A 26,693-nucleotide genomic window follows, 5' to 3' on the forward strand; every position below is an offset into this window, starting at 1 on the left:
CGTCTGGATGAGTGCGGGTGCCGTATCCATCGCTGTGATCATGACCATCGGCCTGTTGGCGGTGATCGCCGTGCGTGGCCTTGGGCATTTCTGGCCCGCCGATCTGGTGAGCGCGCAGTACGCGGTGCCCAATCAGGAATCGAGCGTTCTGGTCGGCGAGCGGGTCGAGCAGGAGCAAGTACCTCGTGCGCGCCTGAAAAGCGCGGGCCTGCCGGTGCCTGATCAAGGGCCGGAATTCATGACCCGCGAGCTGTTCAAGGTCGGCAATCGCGATCTCAACCCCAGTGACTTCAACTGGGTGGTAGGCGAATGGCTGACCGGGCAGAGCCGGCCTGCAGACCTGATGACGCTGGAGCGTCGCGAGTGGGGCAATTTCTACGGCTATCTGGTCAACGTCAAGGAAGACGGGCGTGTCGTGGCCGAAGGCGAGGCGGCATGGCCAGTCCTGCAAGAGCGCATCAAACGCGTCGAAAAGCTGGCTGACGAGCTCTACAGCCTGGAAAAGAAAGACATTGGTGCCATCAATCACGGTATCGAGCGCCTGCGCCTGCAGGCCCGCAAGTTGGAACTCGATGGCCGACTGGATGCCGCCGCGCAAGCGGACATGGCTGCCGAGCGGGCCGAGCTGGATGCGCGTTACAAGGTGATCGAGGCGCGCCTTGACGGGCTGCACCAGGCCTTTGATCGCGACAGCCTGACCGCGCGCGATGGCAACGGTAAAGAGATCGAGCTCAGCCTGGGCAAAGTGGTGCGTGCCTATCAGCCCAATGCGATGGGCACGGTGACCAAGCTTGGCTTCTACTTCGAGAAACTGTGGGAGTTTCTCAGCGCCGACCCACGCGAAGCCAACACCGAGGGCGGTATCTTCCCGGCGATCTTCGGCACGGTGATGATGACCCTGATCATGGCCGTGATCGTCACGCCGTTCGGTGTGCTGGCGGCGGTCTACCTGCGTGAGTATGCGCGCCAGGGGCCGGTTACCCGGTTGATTCGCATCGCTGTGAACAACCTTGCCGGTGTGCCTGCGATTGTCTACGGCGTGTTTGGCCTGGGATTCTTCGTCTATGTGCTGGGCGGCTCGGTGGATCGGCTGTTCTTTCCTGAAGCGCTGCCGGCCCCGACGTTCGGTACGCCGGGCCTGTTATGGGCCTCGCTGACCCTGGCACTGCTTGCCGTGCCGGTAGTGATCGTGGCGACGGAAGAAGGGTTGGCGCGCATTCCGCTGACCCTGCGTGAAGGTTCGCTGGCACTGGGTGCAACCAAGGCCGAGACGCTGTGGAAAATCGTACTGCCAATGGCCAGCCCGGCGATGATGACCGGGCTCATCCTCGCGGTAGCGCGTGCCGCCGGGGAAGTTGCGCCCTTGATGCTGGTGGGCGTCGTCAAGCTGGCGCCGTCGCTGCCGCTGGACGGCAACTATCCTTATCTGCACCTCGATCAGAAGATCATGCACCTGGGTTTCCACATTTACGACGTCGGCTTCCAGAGCCCCAACGTCGAGGCCGCGCGCCCGCTGGTGTATGCCACCGCGCTGCTGCTGGTGCTGGTGATCGCCTTGCTCAATCTGTCGGCGGTGAGCATCCGTAACCATTTGCGGGAAAAGTACAAGGCGCTCGACAATTGATCCCGAATTCGCCCTTTGGCAAACGCGGCCGTGCGATGACGCGAACAGTTCGCACAGGAGCAATCCATGCAGCATGAAAGCCCGACGAGTGGCATGAACATGTCGGCCCTGAGGCGTCACAAGCAACGTCTGGATCTGGCCGACGAGAGCGTGGCCATCGAAGTGCCAGGCCTGAATCTGTTCTATGGCGACAAGCAGGCGCTGTTCGATATTGCCCTGAATATCCCGAAGCAGAAGGTGACCTCGTTCATCGGTCCGTCCGGGTGTGGCAAATCGACGTTGTTGCGCTGCTTCAACCGCATGAACGACCTGGTCGATGGTTGCCGGGTCGAGGGCGCGATCAACCTGTATGGGCACAACATCTACACCAAGGGCGAGGAAGTCGCCGAGTTGCGTCGCCGCGTCGGCATGGTGTTTCAGAAGCCCAATCCGTTCCCCAAGACGATTTATGAAAACGTGGTCTACGGGCTGCGTATTCAGGGGATCAACAAGAAGCGCGTGCTCGATGAAGCTGTCGAGTGGGCGCTGAAAGCCGCTGCGCTCTGGGATGAAGTCAAGGATCGACTGCATGAGTCGGCATTGGGTTTGTCCGGGGGGCAGCAGCAGCGTCTGGTCATTGCCAGAACGATCGCCGTGGAGCCGGAAGTCCTGCTGCTCGACGAACCCTGTTCGGCACTCGATCCGATTTCGACCCTTAAAGTCGAAGAACTGATCTACGAACTGAAATCGAAATACACCATTGTGATCGTTACCCACAACATGGAGCAGGCGGCTCGGGTGTCGGATTACACCGCGTTTATGTACATGGGCAAGCTTGTCGAGTTTGGTGATACGGATACCTTGTTCACCAACCCGGCAAAAAAACAGACAGAAGACTACATCACCGGTCGTTACGGGTAGTACGTGCTTCGTCAGCCCTGAACCACCGCTGCGTTTTCGCAATTAACCGGACGTTCCAAGGACACCCAGCATGATCCACAAAGACAGCCATACGCATCACATTTCCCAACAGTTCAACGCTGAACTCGAAGACGTTCGCAGCCATTTGCTCGAAATGGGTGGCCTGGTCGAGAAGCAGGTGAACGATTCGGTCACAGCGCTGATCGAGGCAGACTCCGGTCTAGCCCAACGTGTTCGCGAGGTCGACGACCGGATCAATCAGATGGAGCGCAGCATCGACGAGGAATGCCTGCGCATTCTGGCTCGTCGTCAGCCTGCGGCGTCCGACCTGCGCCTGATCATCAGCATTTCCAAGTCGGTGATCGACCTGGAGCGCATTGGTGATGAAGCGACCAAGATCGCGCGCCGTGCCATCAAGCTCTGCGAAGAGGGCGAGGCACCACGCGGCTACGTCGAGGTACGTCACATCGGCGATCAGGTGCGCAACATGGTGCGCGATGCGCTGGATTCGTTCGCCCGTTTCGACGCCGAGCTGGCCCTGTCGGTGGCGCAGTACGACAAGACCATCGACCGCGAGTACAAGACGGCCCTGCGCGAGCTGGCGACCTACATGATGGAAGATCCACGCTCGATCTCCCGGGTACTGGACGTCATCTGGGTGCTGCGCTCTCTGGAGCGAATCGGCGACCATGCGCGCAACATTTCCGAGCTGGTGATCTATCTCGTGCGTGGGACCGACGTGCGGCACATGGGTCTCAAGCGCATGAAGGAAGAAGTGCAGGGTATATCGAGCGAAACCGCTAATGTTCCGGGCGACGCTGACGATAAGTAAGATTGCCTGCGAGAAAAACGCCCAGCACGCGCTGGGCGTTTTTCGTTACGCAGATCAGTATTTCCCGTCGCCTGCGGATTAAATGTCGCGGCGCAGTCAATCAATATGGCAGTTGGCTATCGGTCAACGCTATGCTTGCCGAAACAAAGGGCGTGTTGGCATACCGCAGTTCGCCTCCAGGTGAACACGCCCGCAGGAGCGTCGATGAGTAAGGTCAGTGTATTGGTGGTGGATGACGCGACTTTCATTCGCGACTTGGTCAAGAAAGGGCTGCGCAATTATTTTCCCGGGATTCATACCGAGGACGCGGTCAATGGTCGCAAGGCTCAGACGTTGCTGGGCAAAGAGGCGTTCGACCTGATTCTGTGCGACTGGGAAATGCCAGAAATGTCCGGCCTGGAGCTGTTGACATGGTGCCGTCAGCAAGACAATTACCTGAGAACCGTGCCGTTCATCATGGTGACCAGCCGTGGTGACAAGGAAAACGTCGTGCAGGCCATTCAGGCCGGTGTGACCGATTTTGTCGGCAAGCCGTTCACCAATGAACAGCTGCTGACCAAGGTCAAGAAAGCACTGGCAAAAGTCGGCAAGCTCGACGCCGTCATGTCCACAGCCCCGGCACGCATGAACTCGCCGCTCAATGACTCGCTGAGCGCATTGACCGGTGGCAAGGCCGAAGTGGTTCGTGCCGCGCCTGTTGCCGCCGCCGCTGCTCCCAAGCCAGCCCCTGCACCCGTCAGATCGGCAGAGCCGACCGGTCGCGGCCAGGGCCAGTTGCGCCTGCCCAACGGCACTCAGTCGTGTGTGATCAAGGCCCTCACCCTGAAAGACGCCACACTGGTGATTCGCGTCAGCGAAAACCTGCCACAGGTACTCGATAGCGCGGTGCTGGACCTGGAGCAGGGCGAGGAAAACGAGGTCGCACGCCTGAACGGCTATCTGCACTCTGTTGCCGCGTTCGAGCAGAAGCCCGACAGCGAATGGTTGCAAGTGACCTTCCGCTTTGTCGATCACGACGCGCAGAAGCTCGATTACCTGTCGCGTCTGATCGCTCGTGGCACGGCGCAGAAGCACTTCATCCCGGGCGCCTGATACCTGCCTCTGAGCTGAGTGGCATGCCCATGCGCGTCAGCCTTGCGCGGTGTTACACGACACCGCGTACCGAGCCTCTGGCGCGCCTTCCTTGACGCTTCATTCATGTCCGATTGATACCCTTGCGTCCTCTTCTGCCTGCAAGGCTGCTAGGCTTGGCACCCAGTGCCCTTGAACCCGAACATCTCCGATGCTTGAACGCCTGCTTATCCTGTTTGCCCTGACGTTGACTGTGCAGTCGGCCGGGGCTGTCACGATTTATAAATTCACCGATGCCAATGGCGTGGTGTCCTTTTCGGACCGGCCGACGCCCGGCGCATCGGTCATGGTGTTTCGGGACCGCATGGTCGAGCGTATCGACGGCCAGGTGCACTTGAGTGTCAGGCGTGAAAAGGGCGTACACAGCCTGTATGTGCGCAACGATCTGTACGCCCCGGTCGAAGTTGAACTCAGGCTTTCCAGTGTGACCAACGTGCTGGGGGTCTCTGGCTCGTCGGCAACGTTGCGTCGCACGATCCCTGCGCGCAGCAACCAGCGCGTGGTGGTCTTGAGCCCCAAGGTGGGGAGCAAGCCGATGAACTACGCCTCGGTGCTGACATCAACCCTGGGTGATCCCAAGGGCTCGGTGCAAGCCTACAAATACCCGCTGCCGTGGATTGGCGGGCCGTTCCGCCTGACGCAGGGCCCGAATGGCCGATACAGCCATTACGGCGTCAAAGGGCGCTATGCAATGGACATCGCCATGCCGGAAGGCACGCCGATCATTGCCGCGCGCGGCGGCACGGTGGTGAAGATCGAAAACAGCCAGTCAGGGCGCGGCTCGAATGCGTCAGGCAACTTTGTGCGCATTCTGCACGACGACGGCACCATGGGCGTCTACCTGCACCTGATGCGCGGCTCGGTGAGTGTCAGGGAAGGTCAACGGGTGAGTGTTGGAACAGCGCTGGCACGTTCGGGCAACACCGGCAACAGCACCGGCCCGCACCTGCACTTCGTCGTGCAGCGCAACTCGGGCAACGAACTGGTCTCGATCCCCTACGAATTCGCCACACCGGTACAGAGTCTGCCCAACTTCGCCGTCGGCGGGAATTGAGGGGGGAGCTATTCATAGCTCTACGCCCTGCGTCCGATCCTGAACAGGCGGCGCTGATCGGGTCAGTCCAGCTTCAGTACCTTGGCCAGAACGATTTTCGGGCCTTTCATCTTTTTGATGATGATGCGCAGGCCTTCGACTTCCAGCTGTTCCTCTTCTTCCGGCACACGCTTGAGCGTGTCGTAGATCAGACCGGCCAGCGTCTCGGCTTCGATGTGATCCAGGTCGACGCCCAGCAGGCGCTCGATCTTGAACAATGGCGTATCGCCCCGTACCAGCAGTTTGCCGGGCTGATAGGCGAGAATGCCGCGTTCAACCTTGCGGTGTTCGTCCTGGATGTCGCCCACCAGCACTTCGAGCACGTCTTCCATGGTCAGGTAGCCCACGATCTTGCCGTCGGCTTCTTCTACTACGGCGAAGTGCGCGCCACCCTTGCGGAACTGCTCGAGCAACTGTGACAAAGGCATGTGCCGGGAAACACGTTCCAGCGGGCGGGTCAGCTCGGCGAGGTTGAACGACTCCGGAATATGGTCCAGCGCTGCCAGCTCCAGCAGCAGGTCCTTGATGTGCAACAGGCCGACGAACTCGCCACGTTCAGCGTCATACAGCGGATAACGGCTGAATTTGTGACGGCGGAACAAGGCGAGGATTTCCTTGAGCGGCGCATTGAAGTCCAGCGACACCATGTCTTCGCGGGAGTTGGCCCAGTCGACCACTTCCAGCTCGCCCATTTCCACTGCCGACGCCAGCACGCGCATGCCCTGATCGCTGGGGTCCTGGCCACGGCTGGAGTGCAGGATCAGTTTCAGTTCGTCGCGGCTGTAGCTGTGTTCATGGTGCGGGCCGGGCTCACCCTGGCCAGCGATGCGCAGAATGGCGTTGGCGCTGGCGTTGAGCAGGTAGATGGCCGGGTACATCAACCAGTAGAAGAAGTACAACGGCGCCGCTGTCCACAGCGACAGCAGCTCCGGCTTGCGGATCGCCCAGGATTTGGGGGCCAGCTCGCCGATCACGATGTGCAGATAGGAAATGATGAAGAAGGCGGTAAAGAACGACACGCCCTTGATCAATTCCGGCGTGTCCACGCCCATCGCCGCGAGCAATGGCTCCAGCAGGTGCGCGAAGGCCGGTTCACCGACCCAGCCCAGACCCAGAGAGGCGAGGGTGATACCCAGCTGGCAGGCCGAAAGGTAGGCGTCCAGCTGGCCATGGACCTTGCGCAGGATGTGCCCGCGCCAGCCGTTCTTGTCGGCAATGGCTTCAACCTTGGTCGAGCGCAGTTTGACCATGGCGAACTCTGCCGCAACGAAAAAGCCGTTGAGCAGGACCAGGAACAAAGCAAAAAGAATCATGCCGAAATCGGCGAAGAGTGAAGACAGGTTAAAACTAGGGGAAGGGTCCATGATGGGGTTTTGCAGGGTCCGTATTAATCAGGAAGAGGGTCGTGTCACGTCAGAGAAGACGCCATGAACCCGGCAATGTAGCGGCTCGAAGCAGGATTGCCTAGTAGTCTGAATCGTCGCTCGCGGGTTTGGACAACTGAGCGCTGGCAAAGTGACAGATAAAAACACTGCCCTTGCCGAGAACACTGTTGATCTCGAGGTTGCCGCGATGGCGCAGCAGCACATGTTTGACGATGGCCAGACCGAGCCCTGTGCCGCCGGTATTGGACGCGCGGCTGGTGTCGACCCGGTAGAAGCGCTCGGTCAGGCGCGGCAGGTGTTTGGTCTCGATGCCGATTCCTGAATCCTGCACGCTCAGGTGCGCGCCCCGTTCGTCGGCCCACCAGCGAATACGGATCACGCCCTCGGCCGGTGTGTATTTCACGGCATTGAAGATCAGGTTGGAAAACGCGCTGCGCAGCTCGCTTTCGCTGCCCTTGAGGCGCATGTCGCTTTCCAGGCTGAGGTGGATCTGCTGGTTCTTGCTGCCCGACAGCGCGTTGGCATCGGCGGTGATGGTCTTGAGCAGTGTATTGACGACCACCGGGTGATTGTCCGACGGATAATCGGTGGCCTCGAGCTTGGCCAGCAACAGCAGGTCATTGAGCAGCGTCTGCATGCGCCCGCCTTGCTGATGCATCTGTTGCAGCGCACGTACCCAGCGCGGATTGACCTCGTCGACGTTGTCGAGCAGCGTTTCCAGATAGCCGAAGATCACCGTGAGCGGTGTCCGCAACTCATGAGACACGTTGGCGACGAAGTCCTTGCGCATCTGCTCCAACTGATGGATGCGCGTCACATCGCGGACCAGCATCAGGTGTTCGTTGTTGCCGTAACGGGTGATCAGCAACTGAATGCGCAGGCGATCGTTGGTTGGCGACGGGATTTCCAGCGGTTCGCTGTAGTCGCCCAGCGCAAAGTATTCCTTGAAGCGTGGATGCCGCACCAGATTGGTCACGGGTTGACCGCTGTCCTGTGGCGTCTTCAGGCCCAGCAGGGTTTCAGCGGCACGGTTCCACCACTCCAGGTTGCCGTCGCTGTCGAGCATGATCACTGCATCACGCAGCGCGGCGGTGGACTCCTGCACGCGGTCAATAACGGCCTGAAGGCGGCCACGGACGCGCTGATCCCGACGTTGCAGGTGGTAGATGCTGTCGAAGACTTCGCCCCACAGACCATAACCGTCCGGAGGCGGCTCGTCAGCCTTGTGGCTGCTCAGCCAGTCGTGCAGGCGTAACAGTTGCTTGAGGGTCCAGGCCAGATACAGTCCCAGCCCGGCGGCCAGGCTCCAGGCATACTGCCCACTGATCAGACCGACCAACAGGCAGGCGGTGACCAGCAACAACATGTGGCGTATCAGAGTGCCGTGCCAATTTTGATTCAATTAGGGGTAAATCCTTGTCTGGTCTGCACTGGCCATTGCCTTGCATCGACGCAGCGGTTGTCAGCTCTTGGTCGAGAAACGATAGCCAGTGCCGCGCACGGTTTGTACCAGATTTTCATACGCATCCCCCAAGGCCTTGCGCAGGCGGCGGATGTGAACATCGACGGTGCGTTCTTCGACGTAGACGTTGCCGCCCCATACCTGATCCAGCAGCTGACCGCGGGTGTAGGCGCGCTCCTGGTGGGTCATGAAGAACTGCAGCAGACGGTATTCGGTCGGGCCCATTTCGGCGGGTTTGCCGTCGATGGTGACACGGTGGCTGATCGGGTCGAGCAGCAGGCCGCCGACTTCGATGGGCGCTTCGCCGTCAGTCGGGCCGGCACGACGCAGCACGGCTTTGAGGCGCGCCACCAGTTCGCGGGGCGAGAAAGGCTTGGTGATGTAATCGTCGGCGCCCACTTCCAGGCCCTGGATCTTGTTGTCCTCTTCACCCTTGGCGGTGAGCATGATGATCGGGATGTCCCCGGTCAGTTCATCACGCTTGAGGCGCCGGGCCAGTTCGATGCCGGATGTGCCAGGCAGCATCCAGTCGAGCAGAATCAGGTCAGGCTTGCGGTCCACGATGATCGCGTGGGCCTGCTGAGAGTTTTCGGCTTCAATACAGTCGTATCCAGCCATTTCCAACGCAACGGCGATCATTTCGCGAATTGGCGCTTCGTCGTCAACGATCAGGATGCTCCTGCCAGCCATGCTCGAACCTCTTGTCATTTAACTGTCTTGGGGCGCATTAGATAACGGAATTATTGCAGTCGTGTGACAGGTCTGAATGAGGCTAGCACGCTGACAGGCTGCGGGGGCCCGCAGGCCTCGCGATCATGAATTTATTTCCGTCGTGCGCAGGCTGGCAGTGGCCGTTATCCGCGCACCGCGTAGTCGGCGACGATGCCCAGGAATATCGCCAGCCCGGCCCAGTGGTTGTGCAGGAAGGCCTTGAAGCAGGCGTCTCGCCCGCGCTCACGGGTGCTCCAGAATTCCCAGGCGAAACAGCCTGCCGCTGCCAGCAGACCGACGTAGAAGCACGCGCCCAGTTCGAAGCGCGCACCGGCCAGTATCAGGCAGCCCAGTGCCAGCCCTTGCAGGGTCAGGATGATGACCCGGTCGGCATCGCCGAACAGTACTGCCGTGGATTTCACGCCGATTTTCAGGTCGTCGTCGCGATCGACCATGGCGTAGTAGGTGTCGTAGCCCACCGTCCACAGCAGGTTGGCGATGTACAGCAACCAGGCTGCAGCGGGCAACTCGCCGGTTTCGGCGGTGAAGGCCATCGGCATGCCCCACGAGAACGCAGCACCCAGCACCACTTGCGGGTAATAGGTATAGCGCTTCATGAACGGATAGCTGGCCGCCAGGGCGAGACCGCCGAACGACAGCCAGATGGTCGTCGCGTTGGTAAACAGCACCAGCACAAAGCTCAGGCCGACCAGCACCGCAAACAGCACCAGCGCTTCCCTGGAGCTGACTTTGCCGCTGACCAGCGGACGTTGCTCGGTGCGTTTGACGTGGCCGTCCACCTTGCGGTCGGCGAAGTCATTGATCACACAGCCTGCCGCCCGCATCAGAAACACGCCGAGCACAAAAATGAACACGGTCTGCAGCGAGGGCGAGCCCTTGCCTGCAATCCAGACCGCCCACAGGGTCGGCCACAGCAGCAGGTAGACGCCGATGGGCTTGTCGATGCGTGTCAGCTGGATGAAGTCCCAGGCGCGCGGGCTCAGACGATTGAGGGATTTGAGGAGGGACAGGTACATCAGGCGTGGTCCTTGTCGTGGATCGCAGTGCACAGGGCTGGCAGGAAAACTTCGGCGACCAGCACGCTCAATGCGCCGCGATCGAATCGCGAGCGGCGTGCCCACAGTCCGCGCGCTGCGTCGGCAGCGGGTAGCCAGGCCTCGGGGTAATGACACACCTCAAGTGTGCCGCGCACGAACGCCGGGTCGCTGAACAGCAACTCACCCAGAGAGCGAGTGCCCAGCTCATCCATATTCAGGCCGCCATCCTGCAGGGCGCTATGGGCGGCGACGCTGCGCGCGAACACCCAGTGTTTGCCGTTGCCGCGCAAATACACCTCGCGCACCCAGCCCTCGCCAGCCTCTGGCAGGCCCAGCGCCAGGCACTCGTCAGGGCGCAACGGCTGCCAGCCTTCAAACTGCGGAAATACGCTGAAACGACCATCAGACAAACGGTCCAAGCGGCGAGTGAGGGAGTCCTGATTGAACAACCAGTCGAGCATTACCGGGTCCGGCACGTCGATCAATTGCTCGCGCTCAAACCAGACAGGGCCAATGAATGCGGGGGATTGCTGGGTCACGGTAAGCCAGTTCCGGCAGCCAACGAGGCGGCGAGCTTAGCATGATTGCCGGTTTCGACCGACGGTCGGTAGAGCCTGAGTTATAGAATCAGACTTGCATCCGCGCCTGTCGATCAGTACAACGCCCCTTCAGAAGACGGCAACCGACCGTCGTACGCTATTGAGCCTGATAAACGAGAGAACCTGACATGAAGAAATGGCAATGCATCGTCTGTGGCCTGATCTATAACGAAGCCGATGGCTGGCCGGATGACGGAATTGCGCCCGGCACCCTCTGGCAGGATGTGCCGGAAGACTGGCTGTGCCCGGATTGCGGCGTGGGCAAGATGGACTTTGAAATGATCGAAATCGGTTGATTGCTGCCTGCAGACAAGGGCTGGCAACAACGAGCACCAGGCACAGTGAAATAGGGAAGGACAATGAGCGCACCTGTCGTCATCATCGGCACCGGCCTTGCGGGGTATAACCTTGCTCGGGAGTTTCGCAAGCTGGACGCAGACACGCCGCTGCTATTGATCACGGCCGATGATGGCCGTTCCTACTCCAAGCCGATGCTCTCTACCGGCTTTGGCAAAAACAAGGAAGCCGACGGCCTGAGCATGGCTGAAGCCGGCGCCATGGCCGATCAGCTCAAGGCCGAGATCCGCACGCACACGCGCATCAGCGGGATCGATGCCGGGCACAAACGCCTGTGGATCGGCGAAGAGGCGGTGTATTACCGCGATCTGGTGCTGGCCTGGGGCGCCGAAGCCATTCGTGTACCGGTGGAAGGCGATGCAGGCGACGCGATTTTCCCGATCAACGATCTTCAGGATTACGCCCGTTTCCGTGCGGCTGCGTCGGGCAAGCGTCGGGTGCTGATTCTCGGCGCAGGGCTCATTGGCTGTGAATTCGCCAACGACCTGATCCTGGGCGGCTATGAAGTGGATCTGGTGGCGCCGTGCGAACAGGTCATGCCGACCCTGTTGCCCCCTGAGGCGGCGGCTGCGGTGAAAACCGGCCTTGAAAGCCTGGGTGCACGTTTCCATCTGGGGCCGGTGCTGACCCGTCTGAATCGCAATGGCGAGGGCCTGCAAGCGCACTTGTCGGACGGGCAGGTGATTGACTGCGATCTGGTGGTCTCAGCCATCGGCCTGCGTCCTCGCATCGAGCTGGCCGCTGCTGCCGGCCTGCAGACCGGGCGCGGCATTCTGGTCGACCGCCTGCTGCAAACCTCCCACGCCAACATCCACGCGCTGGGTGATTGCGCTGAGGTCGATGGTCTCAACCTGCTCTACGTGATGCCGTTGATGAGCTGCGCTCGTGCCTTGGCCCAGACGCTGGCCGGAAACCCGACCTCAGTCAAATACGGGCCCATGCCGATCACCGTGAAGACGCCAGCCTGCCCGCTGGTGGTTTCGCCGCCGCCGCGTGGCAGCGATGGCCATTGGAGCGTCGAAGGGCAGGGCGCTGATATCAAGGCGCTGTGTCACGACGCCGACGGCCATCTGCTGGGCTATGCCCTGACAGGTGCTGCGGTTATGGAAAAACTCGCACTCAACAAGGTGCTGCCCGCGTTATTGGCGTGATTTCTCGTCATTTTGTCGGATTGACCCCGTATTTCTGCCAATAAACCGCGCTCATGCACTGGCGCGGGTCAGTTCGGCATGCCATCCTCGGTCTTGTCTGCCGCTACGTAGAGCTGTCGCGGCGCCTTGTGGCCGTTGTTTTACAAAAGCGGCGCGGGACATAAAAACAAAAAACCGTAAAAGAGGCTTCATATGCGTAAACCAGAAGTTGCAGCCGCCATCGCTGAAAAGGCGGATCTCACCAAAGAGCAATCCAATCGCGTTCTCAATGCCATCCTTGAAGAGATTACTGGCGCACTGAACCGCAAGGACAGTGTCACGCTGGTAGGTTTCGGTACTTTTCTGCAACGCCACCGTGGCGCCCGCACTGGCAAGAACCCTCAGACCGGGGAGCCGGTCAAAATCAAGGCAAGCAACACGGTTGCCTTCAAGCCGGGGAAAGCCCTGAAAGACAGCGTCAACCCTTGATACCCCGGTGTGCGCCTCGGCGGGAGGCGCACGACCCACAGGCGGGCACACCAATCGGATTGGGTGCCCGTTTCTTGTTTCTGCCGTATGACGCCGATGATGCCTCTCGCTCCCTGTGAGAATTGTCCTACTCCATTGCGTGTAATTGCCTTCCAAAGCCCCAGCTTTGCCTGACTTTTTCTTGTTGCTGATTCCCTTAGAGTGCCGCCCCTGCTGCACCCCTTCAATTACTCTTGGGAAATCCAGAATGAAAAAGCCATGGAAGTTTGCTGCTGTTGCGGCTCTGATCGCCACAACCAGCGGTTGTGTGAGCTACAACGTCAGCCAGCCAAGCGCGCCGCTGGAAGGCACGGTCAAAACCGACCTGAAGGCTGACGTCAAGGTTGGCGGCACCATCAGCGGCGAGTCGTCCACCAACGTGCTGTTCAATTTCCTGAGCTTCGGCGGCGATAATCAGTTCGCCGACGGCGTGACCTACGGTGGCGCAGCTGGCGGTGGCGGCCTGGGTCTGGCGTTGCCTGATCCTGTCTCGACGACCAAAGCGGCAGCTGCCTTCAAGGCGGTTAAATCCTCCGGTGCCGACCTGATTGTTGCGCCGCGCTACGAAGTCAGCGTCAAAGACTACTTCATCTTCAAGAAGGTCGATGTAAAGGTCACGGGTAACAAAGGCAGCATCAACAGCATTCGTTGATGTCAGTGTGATACTGCTCCCCACGCGGAGCAGCATCCTCATATTCGAGGGCTGTTTTGTGCCGATCTCCCTCGAAATCCATTTTTGTCCTACAGGTTTTGCGCCGATAACCCGCTACACTGCTACGCCGATTCCGAGTCGGAACTCGCGTGTTCAGAGGCCGTGTATGAAATTTCGTTTCCTGTTGTGGATGCTGGGCCTGCTGATGGCCCGCGCCAGTCGTAACAATCCGGCGTTCCAGCAGCAATTGGCTGGCAAGGACCTGACCTTTCAGTTGCAGACTGCAGATGGCAAGATTTCACGTCACTTCGTGGTCCATGAACAACGGATCCGTAGTGCAAGTGGCACGGTTGCAGAGCCGGCCTTTGCCATCGTGTTTCGTGATGCAGCCTTTGGCTTTGATACTCTCCAGGCGAAGAACAAGCAGCTGGCGTTCATGAAGGGCATTCAGGACAAGGATATTCAGATCAAGGGCAACCCGGCCCTGGTGATCTGGTTCCAGGGCCTGGTCAAATACCTCAAACCGAAAAAGAAAGCAGCCTGATCACGGCAGCTGCAGCCCGCCTGCAGCCTTGTGCAACGCCCTCAGGTGCTCCGACACCTGTTTGAGGTTGGCTTCGTTGGCGGCAATCTCTTTGGCGCGCTCAGGCTCCAGCAGGGCTCGCACCTCCTTGTCGAGATCACCGGTCAGGCGCTTGAGCTGCTTCTGGCGCTGACTGCTTTCTGCTTCAAGACGCTGCCATTCTCCTGCCTGTGGCAAACCGTACCCGTCGCTGCCCAGCAGCTCGGCAGGCCGACTGAGGAACCCGCTGCTGGCGAGGATCTCCTGCAGCGTTTTGGTGGCGTTGGAAACCTTGCCGTCTTTCAACTCCCGTGCACCCAGATAGCTCTGTTTCACTTCGTCCTGGGCTAACAACAGTTGCCTGCGCAGGCTGGCCTGCTCCAGCAGCAGAATCGCAGCGCTGGTACGCAGGTCTGCTTTAGCAAACCACTGGCTGCGCTCACTGGCGGGCAGCGCCATCCATTCTTCCACGGTGTTCTGTTTGATCGGCAGGTGCTTCTTCAGCACTTCGAACATTGCCTGATAGCGATCCCGGTAGGAGTCGAACCGATAGCCCAGACGCAGCGCTTCCTTGGGATCGTCCAGTACGCTGGTGTCAGCCAGCCCGCGGCCTTCGAGGACTTCAAGCAAACCGTTGGGCAAGATGCTGTCCAGGCCGACGAGCTTGGGGTTGTGCGTACCGGCGCGCAACAGCTTCAGGTTTTCAACGGCGCAGTTGTTCGAGAGGAAGTAGTAGTTGCCGTCGTAGCTCCAGTGCATCTCGGCGGCGTGCTGCACGAGCCCTTCTATTTCCGGACGCGACAGCTTGATTGGTACCGACGCCAGGCTGCGCAGCTCGGTTTTGGTGTATTCATCGATGACCTGCGCCAGTGGCAGGACGAACAGGCGCGACGGGTAGGCCCCCATCAGGCCGTCCCAGCTGGACAGCTGCACGTCGCCGACAAACGCCCGGTACGACAGCACTAGGTGCTGATCAAGGTCCAGTCGGCAATCCGGACCACGCGGGCGGCCGGGTTTGCAAATCACCAGGCGCAACATGCTGTGGCCCCAGCGGCTTGCCCAGTTCTGGTTCGCCTCGGCCAGCAGATAATCCACCGCATACACCCGCTCCGGGTCCAGCTTGCCCAGTGGCTCTCGGCCGAAGTCGCTGCCGGCATTCAGGTAGGGGTAAAACGTCGGGCATTCATTATGGGCTGCAGGTGCCCAGCCAAAACGCTCCTTGTAATAGGCATACAGGGCAGGGCGACGGCAGGCGTAGGCCGGATCGAGGAGGAAGTACTCCATGTTCACCGCCACGAACTCCAGCGGGCTGGTGGTTTCGTAGATGTCCGGGCTGCGGGCGACCTGGCCGTTATGTTCCTCGCGTTCGCCACGACGTCCGACATATTGCTGCCAGCCCGCCAGGTCCAGCAGGCGTGGATCGTCACTCAGGGTGAAGCGTCGCTCGGTCTGGCCGCGGCAGTCGTCAGGCAGACCGACCTTGCCCAGCGAACTGCTACGTGATGTGCAGCGAAAAATCGCCGCTCGCTCGCTGGGAGACCACAGGCGGGCGCGGTCGTAGACGTGGGTCAGCTCGTGCAGGACAGTAGCGAGCAACTCCCGGCGTACCGTACCGTGTGGCCGGCCCGTCTGAGCGGTGGCTGCCGAGCCGTCCGTCAAGGACGTCAGCAGGTGGCTGTTGAGGTACAGCTGATAGGGACCGGCGGCCTGACCGTAGGCGTTCTGCGGCATGTCAGCGGACCAGCTCACCTCGACGGTGCGATCCAGTGCTGCGACGAAGCTGGGCGGTAAGGCGTGCAGGGCTTCGTCGAGCAGCGCCTGGCTGGCTTGTTGTTGGGGCGCATCGAGGCCGTCGGTGTGCAGTTCCAGCTTCAGGCTGGCAAAGGCATGCGTACCAACCAGCGACAGCGCGCCAGCAAGCAGCCAGGCGCGAAACCGCCTCACAATGCGAGGATTGCTTCAGCCAAGGTCTGATCGCTTGCATCACGCGCTTCCGGCACGCGGCTACGCAGCGTGTCGAACGCAGCATCCAGTTGGGCACCGTGGATATCACCACCGGTGGCAACGTAGCTGGCAGCATCGTCCTTGGCCTGGAGAACGACCTTGGAGTCGCGGATCGATGTGGTGGTGTCGGAAGTGAAATCGATGGTACGGCCGAACGCACGAACGATGATGTTGCTCGTGGCCACAACAGTCTGGGCCTGGGCAAAATCGGCCAGCAAGAGCAGGCCAAGGGAAGCAGCAATCAGCGGGGTACGCATGTAGTGACGTCTCCAGTTACGCGAAGAGGGGAAAGTGGCTATTGGACGAGGATTGCCTGCGCCAGTTCAAGGTCGCTGGCATGAAGTTTTGCATCTGCCTGACGCAGGGCGTGCAGCGCTGACTCAAGCCGGGCGCCACGCATTTCTCCGTCGCTGGCGATGAATGCAGCCGCATCGTCACGGGCAGCCATGATCAGTTTGTTATCGAACGGTCCTGTCGAGACCTGACTGGTGGCATAGGCGGTCTTGACCAGGCCTTGCGTGGTCGTATCGAACGCTTGAACCTGACTGACGTACATCAGGCTGGCAAAGGGAGCGATATACAGAAGGTGCACTAAACGCATGACTTTCACGAACCGGCAAAACAGGCTCCAAGGCTAGCGCAATGCGCGGGCCAGAGCTACCCCGGCACGTAGCCGGGGCGCAGCGGTCAGATGGCCAGAATGGCCTGAGCCAGCTGGCTGTCGCTGGCTTGCAGTTCAGGCAGGACCTGGCGGATGTGCTGCAAGGCGCCTTCAAGGCGGGCGCTGCGGATGTCGCCGGAGCTGGCCACGAAGCTGGCGGCGTCGTCACGGGCGGCAAGAACGATCTTGTCGTCTTTCAGGGACGAGGATACGTTGGAGGTCGCGCGCGTCGATGCATTGACGGCATCGACCACTGCGTCAGTGGTGACGATGAAGCTGGAGGCGTTTGCACCGGCTGCGGCGGTCAACAGAAAGACAGCGCCAAGGTTACGTAGCAGAGACATGATCGAGTTCCGTTGTGGACAAGTGGGCACAGACTGCCTGTGAAGCCGAAGGGCTGAGGTAGAGCGCTAGACTATCCCACCCATACTGCAGTTGTCATGAAGGTCGACGGTTTCGGCTTACACAGTTTGCAATATTTGATGACTGTACCTGCCGTATTTTGATTTTGTTAAATCTGTACTGGTTTGGCCGGCGCGCTCTGAATCTGCCCCTGAAACGACAAAACCCGTCTCAGTTGCCTGAGACGGGTTTTGTATGAAGCAATTCGGGTTGCTGGTGGGAGACCTAGAGGTCAAGGACCAGCGGGCGCATGTTTAGCGCCAGAACGGCTTGCTCAGCTCTTCGTAACGCTGGGATTCGCTGATACCGGCATCAGCCAGCAGGCGTGCATCCAGACGTGCCAGCTGGTGGCGGCTGGACAGGCGACGCTGCCAGAGCATCAGGTTGGCGAATACGCGCAGAGGCAGAGAGGCTTTTGCGGTGGTAACGGTGCTTTCGCTGAACAGATCGGAACTGATTGTACGTTCCATGGTGTGACTTCCTTCCGCTTGTGGCGGGATAAGTGAGTTGCTTGACTGGTGCCCATTTTCCTCGCGTGCGTCCAGCTTCCATAGACACAGTTCACCTGTATTGTGAGGGTTCAGTTAACTGTGATTGGACACTGTTTTGTTCATAAATGGGGCAACTGTACCGGTCTGCACTTTATGGGTGCATTTTGTGGTCGATTGTGGTGATTTTGACCTTTCAAGGCAGTTTTATGACCGGTACAGCAGTACAGTTTTTCGATAAGCCCTCGGGTGCCAGCTGAAAGTGAATCGGAAAAGCGCTTGCTCACTTCCAACTGTCCTGTTCAGGCTGGCAGCATGCGCCCGGTTTCTTCCAGGTTGATGTGCCAACTCAGTGCTTCGCGCAGGATGTGCGGGGTATGCCCGCCCACGGCGCAAGCGGCACTGAAATAGGTGTTCAGCGCATCGCGATAATCCGGATGCACGCAGTTATCGATGATTACTCTGGCGCGTTCGCGTGGCGCCAGACCGCGCAGGTCCGCCAGGCCCTGCTCGGTGACCAGGATGTCGACATCGTGTTCGGTGTGGTCGACATGGCTGACCATGGGCACGACGCTGGAGATCGCGCCACCTTTGGCGATCGATTTGGTGACGAAGATCGCCAGGTGTGCGTTACGCGAGAAGTCCCCGGAACCGCCAATGCCGTTCATCATGCGTGTGCCGCAGATGTGGGTGGAGTTCACATTGCCGTACAGGTCGAACTCCAGCGCGGTATTGATCCCGATGATACCCAGGCGACGGATCACCTCGGGGTGGTTGGAGATTTCCTGCGGGCGCAGTACCAGCCTGGATTTGTAGCGATTGAAGTCGGCAAAGACCTCAGCGTGCTTGGCCGCCGACAAGGTCATGGAGCTGCCCGAGGCAAAGGTCAGTTTGCCTGCATCGAACAGGTCGAATGTCGAGTCCTGCAGCACCTCGGAGTACATCGTCAGGTCCGTGAAGGGAGACGCCAGCAGGCCGTGCATCACGGCGTTGGCAATGTTGCCTATCCCGGCCTGCAATGGCATCAGCTTGTCGGTCAGCCGGTCTTCGCGCACTTCTTTCTTGAAGAACTCCACCAGATGATTGGCAATGGCCTGAGTGTCGGCGTCAGGCGGCGTTACCGTGGAGGGCGAGTCAGGCTGGTTGCTGATGACAATGCCGACTATTTTTGCCGGATCGATCTTCACCGCGTGGCTGCCGATACGCGAATCTGCCTCCAGGACTGGAATCGGCAGGCGTGTCGGTCTGTAGCTGGGTATATAAATGTCGTGCAGACCTTCAAGCTCGAGTGGCTGGGACAGGTTGATTTCCACGATGACCTGTTTGGCCAGGATGGCAAAGCTGGCCGAGTTGCCCACGGAGGTGCTCAGCACCAGATGGCCCTCTTCGGTGATCGCCACGCATTCGATCACGGCCAGGTCCACCGCCTTGATCTGTCGATTGCGCAGCAGCTCGACGGTGTCGGACAAATGCTGATCGATGAACATCACCGTGCCGTTGTTGATCGCCTTGCGCAGCGTGCTGTCGACCTGAAAGGGCATTCGCCGGGACAGTACACCGGACTCGGTCAGCTGCTTGTCAAGATCATTGCCCAGACTGGCGCCGGTCATCAGGCTGATTTTCAGCGGCGTCACTTTGGCGCGCTCGGCCAGCGCGTGGGGCACAGCCTTGGCTTCGCCTGCACGGGTGAAGCCACTCATGCCGACGGTCATGCCGTCTTCAATCAAGGCGGCAGCGTCGGCTGCGCTCATAACCTTGCTCATCAGGGAGGGCCGGCGGATACGGTCACGGTACATGGGTCTGTCTCGTAGATAGAAGCGAACGACAAGTCTAGAGCCTTGGCCGATCTTCGTCCTGCTACCAAGGTCGCATTTGACCGCTCTAATTAGCGGGTTCCAGCGCAAAACACTGTTACGCGGAATGTAAAAAGCCCCGGTCGCCAAGCGAGCCGGGGCTTCAATGGAGCGGGGTCAGGCTAGGCGTTTTCGACGGCCTTCACCATGTCCTCGATCACCTTTTTGGCGTCTCCGAACACCATCATGGTTTTATCCAGGTAGAACAATTCGTTATCCAGACCTGCGTAACCACTGGCCATCGAGCGTTTGTTGACGATGATGGTCTTGGCCTTGAACGCCTCCAGGATGGGCATCCCGGCGATAGGGGATTTCGGATCGTTCTTGGCGGCCGGGTTGACCACGTCGTTGGCACCGAGCACCAGCACCACATCGGCCTGACCGAATTCGGAGTTGATGTCGTCCATCTCGAACACTTGGTCGTAAGGCACTTCGGCTTCGGCCAGCAGCACGTTCATGTGCCCGGGCATGCGTCCGGCCACCGGGTGAATGGCGTACTTCACGGTGACGCCGCGGTGTACGAGCTTCTCGGTCAGTTCCTTGAGTGCGTGCTGGGCACGAGCCACTGCCAGGCCGTAACCGGGCACGATGATCACCGTGTCGGCGTTGGTCAGCAAGAAGGTTGCGTCGTCTGCCGAGCCGGACTTCACCGGGCGTGCTTCCTTTGCACCCGCCGGGCCTGCCGAGTCCGTTGCGCCGCCGAAGCCGCCGCCGATCACGTTGAAGAACGAGCGGTTCATCGCCTTGCACATGATGTAGGAGAGAATCGCGCCCGAGGAGCCCACCAGTGAGCCCGCGATGATCAGCATCGAGTTGTTCAGCGAAAAGCCGATGCCGGCGGCTGCCCAGCCTGAATAGCTGTTGAGCATCGAGACCACTACCGGCATGTCGGCCCCGCCAATCGGGATGATCAGCAACACACCGATGACGAAGGCCAGCGCCAGCATGATCGCAAAGGCAGTGAGGCTGCCGGTGAACATGAAGGTCAGGCCGAAGAACAGCGTGGCCAGGCCAAGGACCAGATTGAGCGTGTGCTGGCCGGAAAACTGTACCGGTGCGCCTTGAAAGAGGCGAAATTTGTACTTGCCCGAGAGTTTGCCGAAAGCGATGACCGAACCCGAGAAGGTGATCGCACCGATGGCTGCCCCGAGGAACAGCTCCAAACGGTTGCCGGCCGGAATCGCATCGCCCAGATTGCGAACGATGCCCAGTGATTGAGGTTCGACGACTGCAGCGATAGCGATGAACACCGCTGCCAGGCCGATCATGCTGTGCATGAACGCCACCAGCTCCGGCATTTTGGTCATCTCGACGCGCTTGGCCATGATCGAGCCAGCGGTTCCGCCCACCAGCAGGCCGACTACGATGTAGCCGATCCCCGCGCTGGTCCCTTCAGCGGTAGACAGTGCCGCGAGCTTGAAGACCAGGCCGATCGTGGTGATGACCGCCAGGCCCATGCCGAGCATGCCGAACAGGTTGCCACGGCGCGAGGTGGTCGGGTGCGACAAGCCTTTGAGTGCCTGGATGAAGCAGATCGATGCGATCAGGTACAGCAGGGTAACCAGATTCATGCTCATGACTTGGGCGCCTCATCCTTTGCCTTGGGGGCCTTTTTCCTGAACATTTCCAGCATCCGCCGAGTGACCAGAAACCCGCCAAACACATTCACGGCTGCCAGTGCGACCGCCAGCGTGCCCATGGTCTTGCCCAGCGGTGTGACCGTGAGCGCGGCGGCTAGCATGGCACCTACGATAACGATGGCAGAGATGGCATTGGTGACCGCCATGAGTGGCGTGTGCAGCGCAGGCGTGACGTTCCAGACCACGTGGTAGCCGACATAAATCGCCAGTACGAAAATGATCAGGTTGTAGACGCCGGGGGAAATCAGCTCTTCCATTGGTGTGTCCTCAGCCGTTCTTGCGGACAACTTGCCCGTCGCGGCACATCAGGCATGCGGCGACGATGTCGTCTTCGAGGTTGATCGAGAATGTGCCGTCCTTGTCGAACAGCAGCTTCATGAAGTCCAGCAGGTTGCGGGCGTAGAGCGCCGATGCATCGGCAGCGACCAGAGCGGGCAGGTTGGTGTGGCCGACGATGATCACGCCGTGCTCGACAACCACTTGATCGGCCACGGTCAGCGGGCAGTTGCCGCCTTGTGCAGCGGCCAGGTCAATCACCACCGAGCCGGGCTTCATCTGCGCCACCGTTTCTGCGCCGAGCAGCACCGGGGCCTTGCGGCCGGGAATGAGTGCGGTCGTGATGACGATGTCCGACAGTTTCGCGCGCTCATGCACGGCAGCGGCCTGGCGTTGCATCCAGCTGGCCGGCATCGGGCGCGCGTAGCCACCAACGCCTTCGGCGCATTCGCGCTCTTCGTCGGTCTCGTAGGGCACATCAATGAATTTCGCGCCCAGCGACTCGATCTGCTCCTTCACTGCCGGACGCACATCCGAAGCTTCTACCACGGCGCCAAGTCTTTTGGCGGTGGCAATGGCCTGCAGGCCGGCAACGCCTGCGCCGAGGATCAGCACCCGGGCAGCTTTGACGGTGCCGGCAGCGGTCATCAGCATAGGCATGAAGCGCGGGTAGTGATGCGAGGCGAGCAGTACTGCCTTATAGCCCGCAATGTTGGCTTGCGAAGACAGCACATCAAGGCTTTGCGCCCGCGATGTGCGCGGCGCGGCTTCCAGGGCGAACGCGGTAATGCCGCGTGCGGCCATCTTGCCGATCAGTTCGTTGTTGAAGGGGTTGAGCATGCCGATGACCACCGAGCCGCTTTTGATCAGGCTCAGCGCCTCTTCGTCAGGTGCGACGACCTTGAGAATCAGTTCGGCCGCATAGGTCTGGTGCGTGTCACCGATCACCGCGCCAGCAGCCTCGTAAGCGCTGTCCGGAACGCTGGCATGAAGGCCTGCGCCGCTTTGCACCGTAACCCGGTGACCCTGGCTGATCAGCTTTTTGATGGTTTCCGGAGTAGCAGCTACCCGGGTTTCGCCCGCTTGTGTTTCGAGAGGAACGCCAATGTGCACGACAAATCTCCTGCGCGATTTTTTATCGTTCGTATGTAGGCCAGTGCACTACGGCTGGTGCGTCTGGCTTGGCCAATCAGCACACCCCTTTGCAGCAGGGGCGGGGCATTTTGCAGGCGAAGTTTGCAGGCTTCAATACATTCTGTAACGAAACTATAGGTGAACTACAAGTCACACTGTGACCTATTGTCGCACTTATTCGACAGGGCCCTTTGTCTGTATGGGCTGCGGCGATATTCCTTACGAAAAACAGGTGATAAAAGTTTTTCTGCCGAAAATCCGATAAATGCGCCGTATCGACCTATAGACCCTATAAATAAAGGGTTATGTCCCGTTTTCTGTGCGCGATTGGAAGTTACTTCAGGGCGACATAAGTTTATATCTGTAGGTGCCAACAGTTATGGGCTACCTGAGATATGGGTCGGATTTTTCCTGGGGCAACTGGTAAGCCCGGGCCCGTTCGATCAGCCAGTCACGAAACGCAGTCAGCGATGCCGATTCAACTTTGCGCTCAGGAATCATCAGGTGATAGGCCTTACTGCCGAGCAGCGACCGAGTGTTCGCGATCACCAGACGCTTTTCCTGCAGTTCGCGTTGAATGAGGAAGGGAGGAATCAGAGCAACGCCCATGTCATGCATGGCCGCCTGCGCCAGCATCGAGAACAGCTCGTAGCGCGGACCGGTCATGTCGCGCGCGACATCCAGATCCTGCGCATTGAACCATTGGCGCCAGGCGTAGGGCCGGGTGGTCTGTTGCAGCAGCGGCAGTTCGGCCAGTTCACGTGCTCCCAGACTGTCGCGACCTTCAAGAAAAGAGGGGCTGCAGACCGGCATGGAGTTTTCGCTCATCAGTCGATGCGACTGGGTGCCGGACCAGTCCGCATCGCCAAAATAAATGGCGGCATCGAAGTCGGTGTCGGCAAACAGGAATGGGCGGGTGCGGTTGGTCAGGTGGACCGTGACGTCGGGATGCTTGTGCTGGAAGTCCTTCAGGCGCGGCAGCAGCCACTGAGTGCCGAAGGTCGGCACCACGGCGAGCTCGATGGCATTGGCGCCTTGTTGGCCCATGACCGACAGTGTGTCGCGCTCGACCGCGTCCAGTTGCTGGGAAACACGACGGCTATAGGAAAGCCCGGCTTCCGTGAGCTTTACGCCCCTGCGCGAACGCCGGAACAGCTCGACGCCGAGAAACTCTTCCAGCCCGCCGATTTGCCGACACACGGCGCCTTGCGTGAGGGACAGCTCATGAGCGGCCTTGGTGAAGCTCTCGTGGCGGGCGGCTGCCTCGAAGCTGACCAGTGCAGTCGTGCTGGGTATCTTGCGTCTCATGTACTTTCTTCTCACTGGTATTTTTGTTTTGGAGCGCCTTTCTGTACCTCGGAGTGAGAAATTAGCACACATGCTTGATAAAACCTCGTTTGTCGCTGGCATGGGCCAGGACTAGGATCACTGCAGGATTTCATCTGAACGCGAGGAACTGGCATGAGCGGTAAGGCAAGCTTTAACTGGATTGACCCCTTGTTGCTGGATCAACAGCTCACCGAAGAAGAGCGCATGGTCCGCGACACGGCCGAGCAGTTCGCCCAGAGCAAGCTGGCCCCGCGCGTGCTGGAAGCATTCCGTCACGAGAAAACCGACCCGGCCATCTTTCGCGAGATGGGCGAGGTGGGGCTCTTGGGGGCGACCATCCCGGAAGAGTTCGGTGGCAGCGGTCTGAATTACGTGTGTTATGGGCTGATCGCGCGTGAAGTCGAACGTATCGATTCGGGTTACCGTTCGATGATGAGTGTGCAGTCCTCGCTGGTCATGGTGCCGATCAACGAGTTCGGTACGCAGGCCCAGAAACAGAAGTACCTGCCCAAACTGGCTTCTGGCGAATGGATCGGTTGCTTCGGCCTGACCGAGCCCGATCATGGGTCCGACCCTGGAGCGATGATCACCCGCGCCCGGAGCGTCGAGGGTGGTTACCGCTTGAGCGGCAGCAAGATGTGGATTACCAACAGCCCGATCGCTGATGTGTTCGTAGTGTGGGCCAAGGACGATGCCGGCGATATCCGCGGTTTCGTTCTCGAAAAAGGCTGGCCAGGCCTGAGCGCTCCGGCCATTCACGGCAAGGTCGGTTTGCGCGCATCGATCACCGGCGAGATCGTCATGGATAACGTGTTCGTGCCCGAAGAGAACATCTTCCCCGACGTGCGCGGTCTGAAGGGGCCGTTCACCTGCCTCAACTCGGCACGGTATGGCATTTCCTGGGGCGCGCTGGGTGCTGCAGAGTTCTGCTGGCACACCGCGCGGCAGTACACCCTGGATCGCCAGCAATTCGGCCGTCCGTTGGCGGCCAATCAGTTGATCCAGAAGAAGCTGGCAGACATGCAGACCGAAATCACTCTGGCCTTGCAGGGTTGCCTGCGTCTGGGGCGCATGAAGGACGAAGGTACGGCTGCCGTGGAGATCACCTCTATCATGAAGCGCAACTCGTGCGGCAAGTCGCTGGATATCGCGCGCATGGCTCGCGACATGCTGGGCGGCAATGGCATCTCGGATGAGTTCGGCATCGCCAGGCATCTGGTCAACCTGGAGGTTGTGAATACCTACGAAGGCACGCACGACGTGCATGCGTTGATTCTGGGGCGTGCGCAGACCGGCATTCAGGCTTTCTATTAAGGAGGGCTGATCATGGGCGCGCTTTCGCATATCCGGGTGCTCGACCTGTCGAGAGTCCTCGCCGGGCCATGGGCCGGACAGATCCTTGCTGACCTTGGCGCCGATGTGATCAAGGTCGAGCGCCCAGGGGGCGGCGATGACACTCGCTCATGGGGGCCGCCGTTCCTTCAGGATGCTGCGGGGCAGAACACTACCGAGGCGGCCTATTACCTGTCCGCCAATCGTAATAAACAGTCAGTCACTATCGACTTCACGCGCCCTGAAGGGCAAAGGCTGGTGCGCGAGCTGGCGGCGAAGTCCGACATCGTGATCGAAAACTTCAAGGTCGACGGGCTGGCGGCTTATGGGCTGGATTACGAGTCGCTGAAGGCGGTCAACCCGAGGCTGATTTATTGCTCCATTACCGGCTTCGGGCAAAGCGGGCCGTATGCGCGGCGTCCGGGTTACGATTTCATGATTCAGGCGCTGGGTGGCTTGATGAGTCTTACCGGCTTGCCCGATGGTGAAGAGGGTGCGGGGCCGGTGAAGGTCGGCGTCGCATTGACCGACATCCTGACGGGTCTGTATTCGACGACGGCCATTCTCGCCGCTCTGGCCCATCGTGATCAAAGCGATATCGGCCAGTACATTGATATGGCGCTGCTGGATGTACAGGTGGCCTGCCTGGCCAATCAGGGCATGAACTACCTGACTACCGGAATAGCGCCCAAGCGTTTGGGGAATGCTCATCCCAACATCGTGCCCTATCAGGATTTTCCCACTGCCGATGGCGACCTGATCCTTACTGTCGGCAATGACAGTCAGTTCAGGAAGTTTGCCGCTGTTGCGGGGCAGCCGCAGTGGGCGGAAGATCCTCGCTTCCTGACCAACAAACTGCGAGTGGCTCATCGTGCCGAGCTGATTCCGTTGATTCGCCAAGTGACAGTGTTCAAGGCCACTGCCCAGTGGGTCAGTGAGCTGGAGGCAGCCGGTGTGCCCTGCGGGCCGGTCAATGACCTGGCTCAGGTGTTCGCCGATCCGCACGTGGTGGCGCGGGGTTTGGCCATAGAGCTCCCTCATGTGCTGGCCGGGCGTGTTCCGCAGGTGGCCAGCCCTATTCGGCTGTCCGAAACGCCAGTCGAATACACAAGGGCGCCGCCTCTGCTGGGAGAGCATACGGCGCAAGTGCTGCAGGCGCTGCTGGGGATTGGTGAGGAAGAGATCACTGTGCTGCGCGAGGCAGGGGTGCTGTAGCTATATAGAAGAAAGCGTTTGCGAAGAGCTCTTCTATAATAGCCAGGGGGCCTTTAAGGTTAATTTCGGCGATTTTGAAATTAACGGTTGACGCCCTCTGTAAGGTGTCTATAATTCGCCCCACTTCCGGCGCAGACGGAAACGAAAAAGCCTTGTAGATCAATAGTTTGCAAAGTTTTGGAGTGAAGAGTCAGCGAGGAAGGAGGTCGGGTCTGGATTGATCGACAGCGGTGAGAAAAAAGAGTTTGACACGCGGTTGTAACGCTGTAGAATTCGCCTCCCGCTGATGAGCAACTCCAGAGTTGATCGCAGCGCAAGTGGTTGAAGTTGCAAAG

Annotated in this window: 27 protein-coding genes; 12 read left to right on the forward strand and 15 right to left on the reverse strand. The window is 59.8% G+C overall.

Translation table 11 applies throughout. The annotated features are described in order from the left end of the window. Window positions 1-7 precede the first annotated feature (7 nt). The 5 genes from pstA (at window position 8) to BT119_RS08530 (ending at window position 5,541) form a co-directional block, all read left to right on the forward strand. Window positions 8-1,624: a phosphate ABC transporter permease PstA gene (gene pstA, locus BT119_RS08510; RefSeq protein ID WP_173645615.1), complete on the forward strand. Its 1,617-nt coding sequence runs from the start codon at window positions 8-10 to the stop codon at window positions 1,622-1,624. Window positions 1,625-1,690: 66 nt separating this feature from the next. After that, the gene (gene pstB, locus BT119_RS08515) at window positions 1,691-2,524 is read left to right on the forward strand and encodes a phosphate ABC transporter ATP-binding protein PstB (protein ID WP_072365334.1); all 834 of its coding nucleotides are present in this window, start codon (window positions 1,691-1,693) and stop codon (window positions 2,522-2,524) included. 70 nt (window positions 2,525-2,594) lie between these two features. Beyond that, the gene (phoU, locus tag BT119_RS08520) at window positions 2,595-3,356 is read left to right on the forward strand and encodes a phosphate signaling complex protein PhoU (protein ID WP_002555887.1); all 762 of its coding nucleotides are present in this window, start codon (window positions 2,595-2,597) and stop codon (window positions 3,354-3,356) included. A 204-nt stretch (window positions 3,357-3,560) separates the two neighbouring features. Beyond that, a complete protein-coding gene (locus BT119_RS08525) occupies window positions 3,561-4,448 on the forward strand; it encodes a response regulator (RefSeq protein WP_003432838.1) in 888 nt (295 codons plus the stop codon). A gap of 190 nt (window positions 4,449-4,638) precedes the next feature. Next, window positions 4,639-5,541 carry a peptidoglycan DD-metalloendopeptidase family protein gene (locus tag BT119_RS08530; RefSeq protein WP_003367990.1) on the forward strand — a complete coding sequence of 301 codons (903 nt, stop codon included), beginning with the start codon at window positions 4,639-4,641 and terminating at the stop codon, window positions 5,539-5,541. Window positions 5,542-5,603: 62 nt separating this feature from the next. Here the strand turns inward: BT119_RS08530 and BT119_RS08535 are convergent, their stop codons facing one another. The 5 genes from BT119_RS08535 to BT119_RS08555 form a co-directional block, all read right to left on the reverse strand. Continuing rightward, entirely contained in the window at window positions 5,604-6,944 is a 1,341-nt protein-coding gene (locus BT119_RS08535; protein WP_003367992.1) for a hemolysin family protein, read from the reverse strand. A 100-nt stretch (window positions 6,945-7,044) separates the two neighbouring features. Next, a complete protein-coding gene (gene phoR / locus BT119_RS08540) occupies window positions 7,045-8,331 on the reverse strand; it encodes a phosphate regulon sensor histidine kinase PhoR (protein ID WP_230082027.1) in 1,287 nt (428 codons plus the stop codon). Window positions 8,332-8,427: 96 nt separating this feature from the next. Then, window positions 8,428-9,117, reverse strand: coding sequence for a phosphate regulon transcriptional regulator PhoB (gene phoB / locus BT119_RS08545; RefSeq protein ID WP_002555882.1), 690 nt, complete (start codon window positions 9,115-9,117; stop codon window positions 8,428-8,430). 164 nt (window positions 9,118-9,281) lie between these two features. Further along, the gene (gene ubiA, locus BT119_RS08550; protein WP_072365336.1) at window positions 9,282-10,175 is read right to left on the reverse strand and encodes a 4-hydroxybenzoate octaprenyltransferase; all 894 of its coding nucleotides are present in this window, start codon (window positions 10,173-10,175) and stop codon (window positions 9,282-9,284) included. Next, a complete protein-coding gene (locus tag BT119_RS08555; RefSeq protein ID WP_003432840.1) occupies window positions 10,175-10,735 on the reverse strand; it encodes a chorismate--pyruvate lyase family protein in 561 nt (186 codons plus the stop codon). The genes ubiA and BT119_RS08555 overlap by 1 nt, the downstream gene beginning before the upstream one ends. Window positions 10,736-10,923: 188 nt before the next feature. On the opposite strand from BT119_RS08555, the gene BT119_RS08560 reads away from it, so the two are divergent. From BT119_RS08560 to BT119_RS08580, 5 genes are all read left to right on the forward strand, one after another. Then, window positions 10,924-11,091, forward strand: coding sequence for a rubredoxin (locus BT119_RS08560; RefSeq protein ID WP_002555879.1), 168 nt, complete (start codon window positions 10,924-10,926; stop codon window positions 11,089-11,091). 63 nt (window positions 11,092-11,154) lie between these two features. After that, window positions 11,155-12,303: an NAD(P)/FAD-dependent oxidoreductase gene (locus BT119_RS08565; RefSeq protein WP_044310348.1), complete on the forward strand. Its 1,149-nt coding sequence runs from the start codon at window positions 11,155-11,157 to the stop codon at window positions 12,301-12,303. A gap of 192 nt (window positions 12,304-12,495) precedes the next feature. Further along, entirely contained in the window at window positions 12,496-12,771 is a 276-nt protein-coding gene (locus BT119_RS08570; RefSeq protein WP_003316110.1) for an HU family DNA-binding protein, read from the forward strand. 247 nt (window positions 12,772-13,018) lie between these two features. Next, window positions 13,019-13,462: a hypothetical protein gene (locus BT119_RS08575; protein ID WP_003432842.1), complete on the forward strand. Its 444-nt coding sequence runs from the start codon at window positions 13,019-13,021 to the stop codon at window positions 13,460-13,462. Window positions 13,463-13,628: 166 nt separating this feature from the next. Next, window positions 13,629-14,006, forward strand: coding sequence for an SCP2 sterol-binding domain-containing protein (locus BT119_RS08580; protein ID WP_003432843.1), 378 nt, complete (start codon window positions 13,629-13,631; stop codon window positions 14,004-14,006). Here BT119_RS08580 and BT119_RS08585 read toward each other — a convergent pair whose 3' ends face one another. From BT119_RS08585 to BT119_RS08630, 10 genes are all read right to left on the reverse strand, one after another. Next, on the reverse strand, window positions 14,007-15,968 hold the full coding sequence (locus BT119_RS08585) for a DUF7844 domain-containing protein (protein ID WP_072365338.1): 1,962 nt from the start codon (window positions 15,966-15,968) through the stop codon (window positions 14,007-14,009). It abuts the gene before it with no gap. After that, window positions 15,965-16,285, reverse strand: a complete 321-nt coding sequence (locus tag BT119_RS08590) for a DUF2388 domain-containing protein (RefSeq protein WP_003368012.1) — start codon at window positions 16,283-16,285, stop codon at window positions 15,965-15,967. Before BT119_RS08590 ends, BT119_RS08585 begins: the two co-directional genes overlap by 4 nt. A 38-nt stretch (window positions 16,286-16,323) precedes the next feature. Beyond that, window positions 16,324-16,629 (reverse strand): DUF2388 domain-containing protein, encoded by a 306-nt coding sequence (locus tag BT119_RS08595; RefSeq protein ID WP_003368014.1) that lies wholly within the window; start codon window positions 16,627-16,629, stop codon window positions 16,324-16,326. Window positions 16,630-16,715: 86 nt separating this feature from the next. Next, on the reverse strand, window positions 16,716-17,033 hold the full coding sequence (locus BT119_RS08600) for a DUF2388 domain-containing protein (RefSeq protein WP_003368015.1): 318 nt from the start codon (window positions 17,031-17,033) through the stop codon (window positions 16,716-16,718). Between the two features lie 312 nt (window positions 17,034-17,345). Continuing rightward, window positions 17,346-17,561 carry a DUF1127 domain-containing protein gene (locus BT119_RS08605; protein ID WP_002555870.1) on the reverse strand — a complete coding sequence of 72 codons (216 nt, stop codon included), beginning with the start codon at window positions 17,559-17,561 and terminating at the stop codon, window positions 17,346-17,348. Window positions 17,562-17,881: 320 nt separating this feature from the next. Beyond that, window positions 17,882-19,375: an acetyl-CoA hydrolase/transferase family protein gene (locus BT119_RS08610; protein ID WP_003368016.1), complete on the reverse strand. Its 1,494-nt coding sequence runs from the start codon at window positions 19,373-19,375 to the stop codon at window positions 17,882-17,884. Window positions 19,376-19,554: 179 nt separating this feature from the next. Next, window positions 19,555-21,009 (reverse strand): NAD(P)(+) transhydrogenase (Re/Si-specific) subunit beta, encoded by a 1,455-nt coding sequence (locus BT119_RS08615; protein WP_003432845.1) that lies wholly within the window; start codon window positions 21,007-21,009, stop codon window positions 19,555-19,557. Then, window positions 21,006-21,329 (reverse strand): NAD(P) transhydrogenase subunit alpha part 2, encoded by a 324-nt coding sequence (locus BT119_RS08620; RefSeq protein ID WP_002555867.1) that lies wholly within the window; start codon window positions 21,327-21,329, stop codon window positions 21,006-21,008. Before BT119_RS08620 ends, BT119_RS08615 begins: the two co-directional genes overlap by 4 nt. Window positions 21,330-21,339: 10 nt before the next feature. Continuing rightward, window positions 21,340-22,461: a Re/Si-specific NAD(P)(+) transhydrogenase subunit alpha gene (locus tag BT119_RS08625; RefSeq protein ID WP_072365340.1), complete on the reverse strand. Its 1,122-nt coding sequence runs from the start codon at window positions 22,459-22,461 to the stop codon at window positions 21,340-21,342. A 405-nt stretch (window positions 22,462-22,866) separates the two neighbouring features. Beyond that, complete coding sequence (locus tag BT119_RS08630; protein ID WP_072365342.1) at window positions 22,867-23,790, reverse strand: LysR family transcriptional regulator; 924 nt, start codon at window positions 23,788-23,790, stop codon at window positions 22,867-22,869. A 153-nt stretch (window positions 23,791-23,943) separates the two neighbouring features. Here BT119_RS08630 and BT119_RS08635 point away from each other — a divergent pair, with 153 nt between their 5' ends. Continuing rightward, on the forward strand, window positions 23,944-25,125 hold the full coding sequence (locus BT119_RS08635; RefSeq protein ID WP_072365344.1) for an acyl-CoA dehydrogenase: 1,182 nt from the start codon (window positions 23,944-23,946) through the stop codon (window positions 25,123-25,125). 9 nt (window positions 25,126-25,134) lie between these two features. Continuing rightward, window positions 25,135-26,358 carry a CaiB/BaiF CoA transferase family protein gene (locus BT119_RS08640; RefSeq protein WP_170846048.1) on the forward strand — a complete coding sequence of 408 codons (1,224 nt, stop codon included), beginning with the start codon at window positions 25,135-25,137 and terminating at the stop codon, window positions 26,356-26,358. Window positions 26,359-26,693: the final 335 nt, after the last annotated feature.

It is taken from the genome of Pseudomonas sp. NFACC10-1, from assembly GCF_900119195.1.
GTDB lineage: Bacteria > Pseudomonadota > Gammaproteobacteria > Pseudomonadales > Pseudomonadaceae > Aquipseudomonas > Aquipseudomonas cerasi.

Coding starts and splice junctions, on each gene's coding strand:
- pstB (WP_072365334.1), top strand. CDS start 1,691: ATGCAGCATGAAAGCCCGACGAGTGGCATGAACATGTCGGCCCTGAGG.
- BT119_RS08635 (WP_072365344.1), top strand. CDS start 23,944: ATGAGCGGTAAGGCAAGCTTTAACTGGATTGACCCCTTGTTGCTGGAT.
- BT119_RS08525 (WP_003432838.1), top strand. CDS start 3,561: ATGAGTAAGGTCAGTGTATTGGTGGTGGATGACGCGACTTTCATTCGC.
- pstA (WP_173645615.1), top strand. CDS start 8: ATGAGTGCGGGTGCCGTATCCATCGCTGTGATCATGACCATCGGCCTG.
- BT119_RS08600 (WP_003368015.1), bottom strand. CDS start 17,033: ATGTCTCTGCTACGTAACCTTGGCGCTGTCTTTCTGTTGACCGCCGCA.
- BT119_RS08615 (WP_003432845.1), bottom strand. CDS start 21,009: ATGAGCATGAATCTGGTTACCCTGCTGTACCTGATCGCATCGATCTGC.
- BT119_RS08530 (WP_003367990.1), top strand. CDS start 4,639: ATGCTTGAACGCCTGCTTATCCTGTTTGCCCTGACGTTGACTGTGCAG.
- phoR (WP_230082027.1), bottom strand. CDS start 8,331: ATGTTGTTGCTGGTCACCGCCTGCCTGTTGGTCGGTCTGATCAGTGGG.
- BT119_RS08610 (WP_003368016.1), bottom strand. CDS start 19,375: ATGTACCGTGACCGTATCCGCCGGCCCTCCCTGATGAGCAAGGTTATG.
- BT119_RS08570 (WP_003316110.1), top strand. CDS start 12,496: ATGCGTAAACCAGAAGTTGCAGCCGCCATCGCTGAAAAGGCGGATCTC.
- BT119_RS08620 (WP_002555867.1), bottom strand. CDS start 21,329: ATGGAAGAGCTGATTTCCCCCGGCGTCTACAACCTGATCATTTTCGTA.
- BT119_RS08575 (WP_003432842.1), top strand. CDS start 13,019: ATGAAAAAGCCATGGAAGTTTGCTGCTGTTGCGGCTCTGATCGCCACA.
- BT119_RS08590 (WP_003368012.1), bottom strand. CDS start 16,285: ATGCGTACCCCGCTGATTGCTGCTTCCCTTGGCCTGCTCTTGCTGGCC.
- BT119_RS08560 (WP_002555879.1), top strand. CDS start 10,924: ATGAAGAAATGGCAATGCATCGTCTGTGGCCTGATCTATAACGAAGCC.
- ubiA (WP_072365336.1), bottom strand. CDS start 10,175: ATGTACCTGTCCCTCCTCAAATCCCTCAATCGTCTGAGCCCGCGCGCC.
- BT119_RS08535 (WP_003367992.1), bottom strand. CDS start 6,944: ATGGACCCTTCCCCTAGTTTTAACCTGTCTTCACTCTTCGCCGATTTC.
- phoU (WP_002555887.1), top strand. CDS start 2,595: ATGATCCACAAAGACAGCCATACGCATCACATTTCCCAACAGTTCAAC.
- BT119_RS08630 (WP_072365342.1), bottom strand. CDS start 23,790: ATGAGACGCAAGATACCCAGCACGACTGCACTGGTCAGCTTCGAGGCA.
- phoB (WP_002555882.1), bottom strand. CDS start 9,117: ATGGCTGGCAGGAGCATCCTGATCGTTGACGACGAAGCGCCAATTCGC.
- BT119_RS08565 (WP_044310348.1), top strand. CDS start 11,155: ATGAGCGCACCTGTCGTCATCATCGGCACCGGCCTTGCGGGGTATAAC.
- BT119_RS08605 (WP_002555870.1), bottom strand. CDS start 17,561: ATGGAACGTACAATCAGTTCCGATCTGTTCAGCGAAAGCACCGTTACC.
- BT119_RS08595 (WP_003368014.1), bottom strand. CDS start 16,629: ATGCGTTTAGTGCACCTTCTGTATATCGCTCCCTTTGCCAGCCTGATG.
- BT119_RS08580 (WP_003432843.1), top strand. CDS start 13,629: ATGAAATTTCGTTTCCTGTTGTGGATGCTGGGCCTGCTGATGGCCCGC.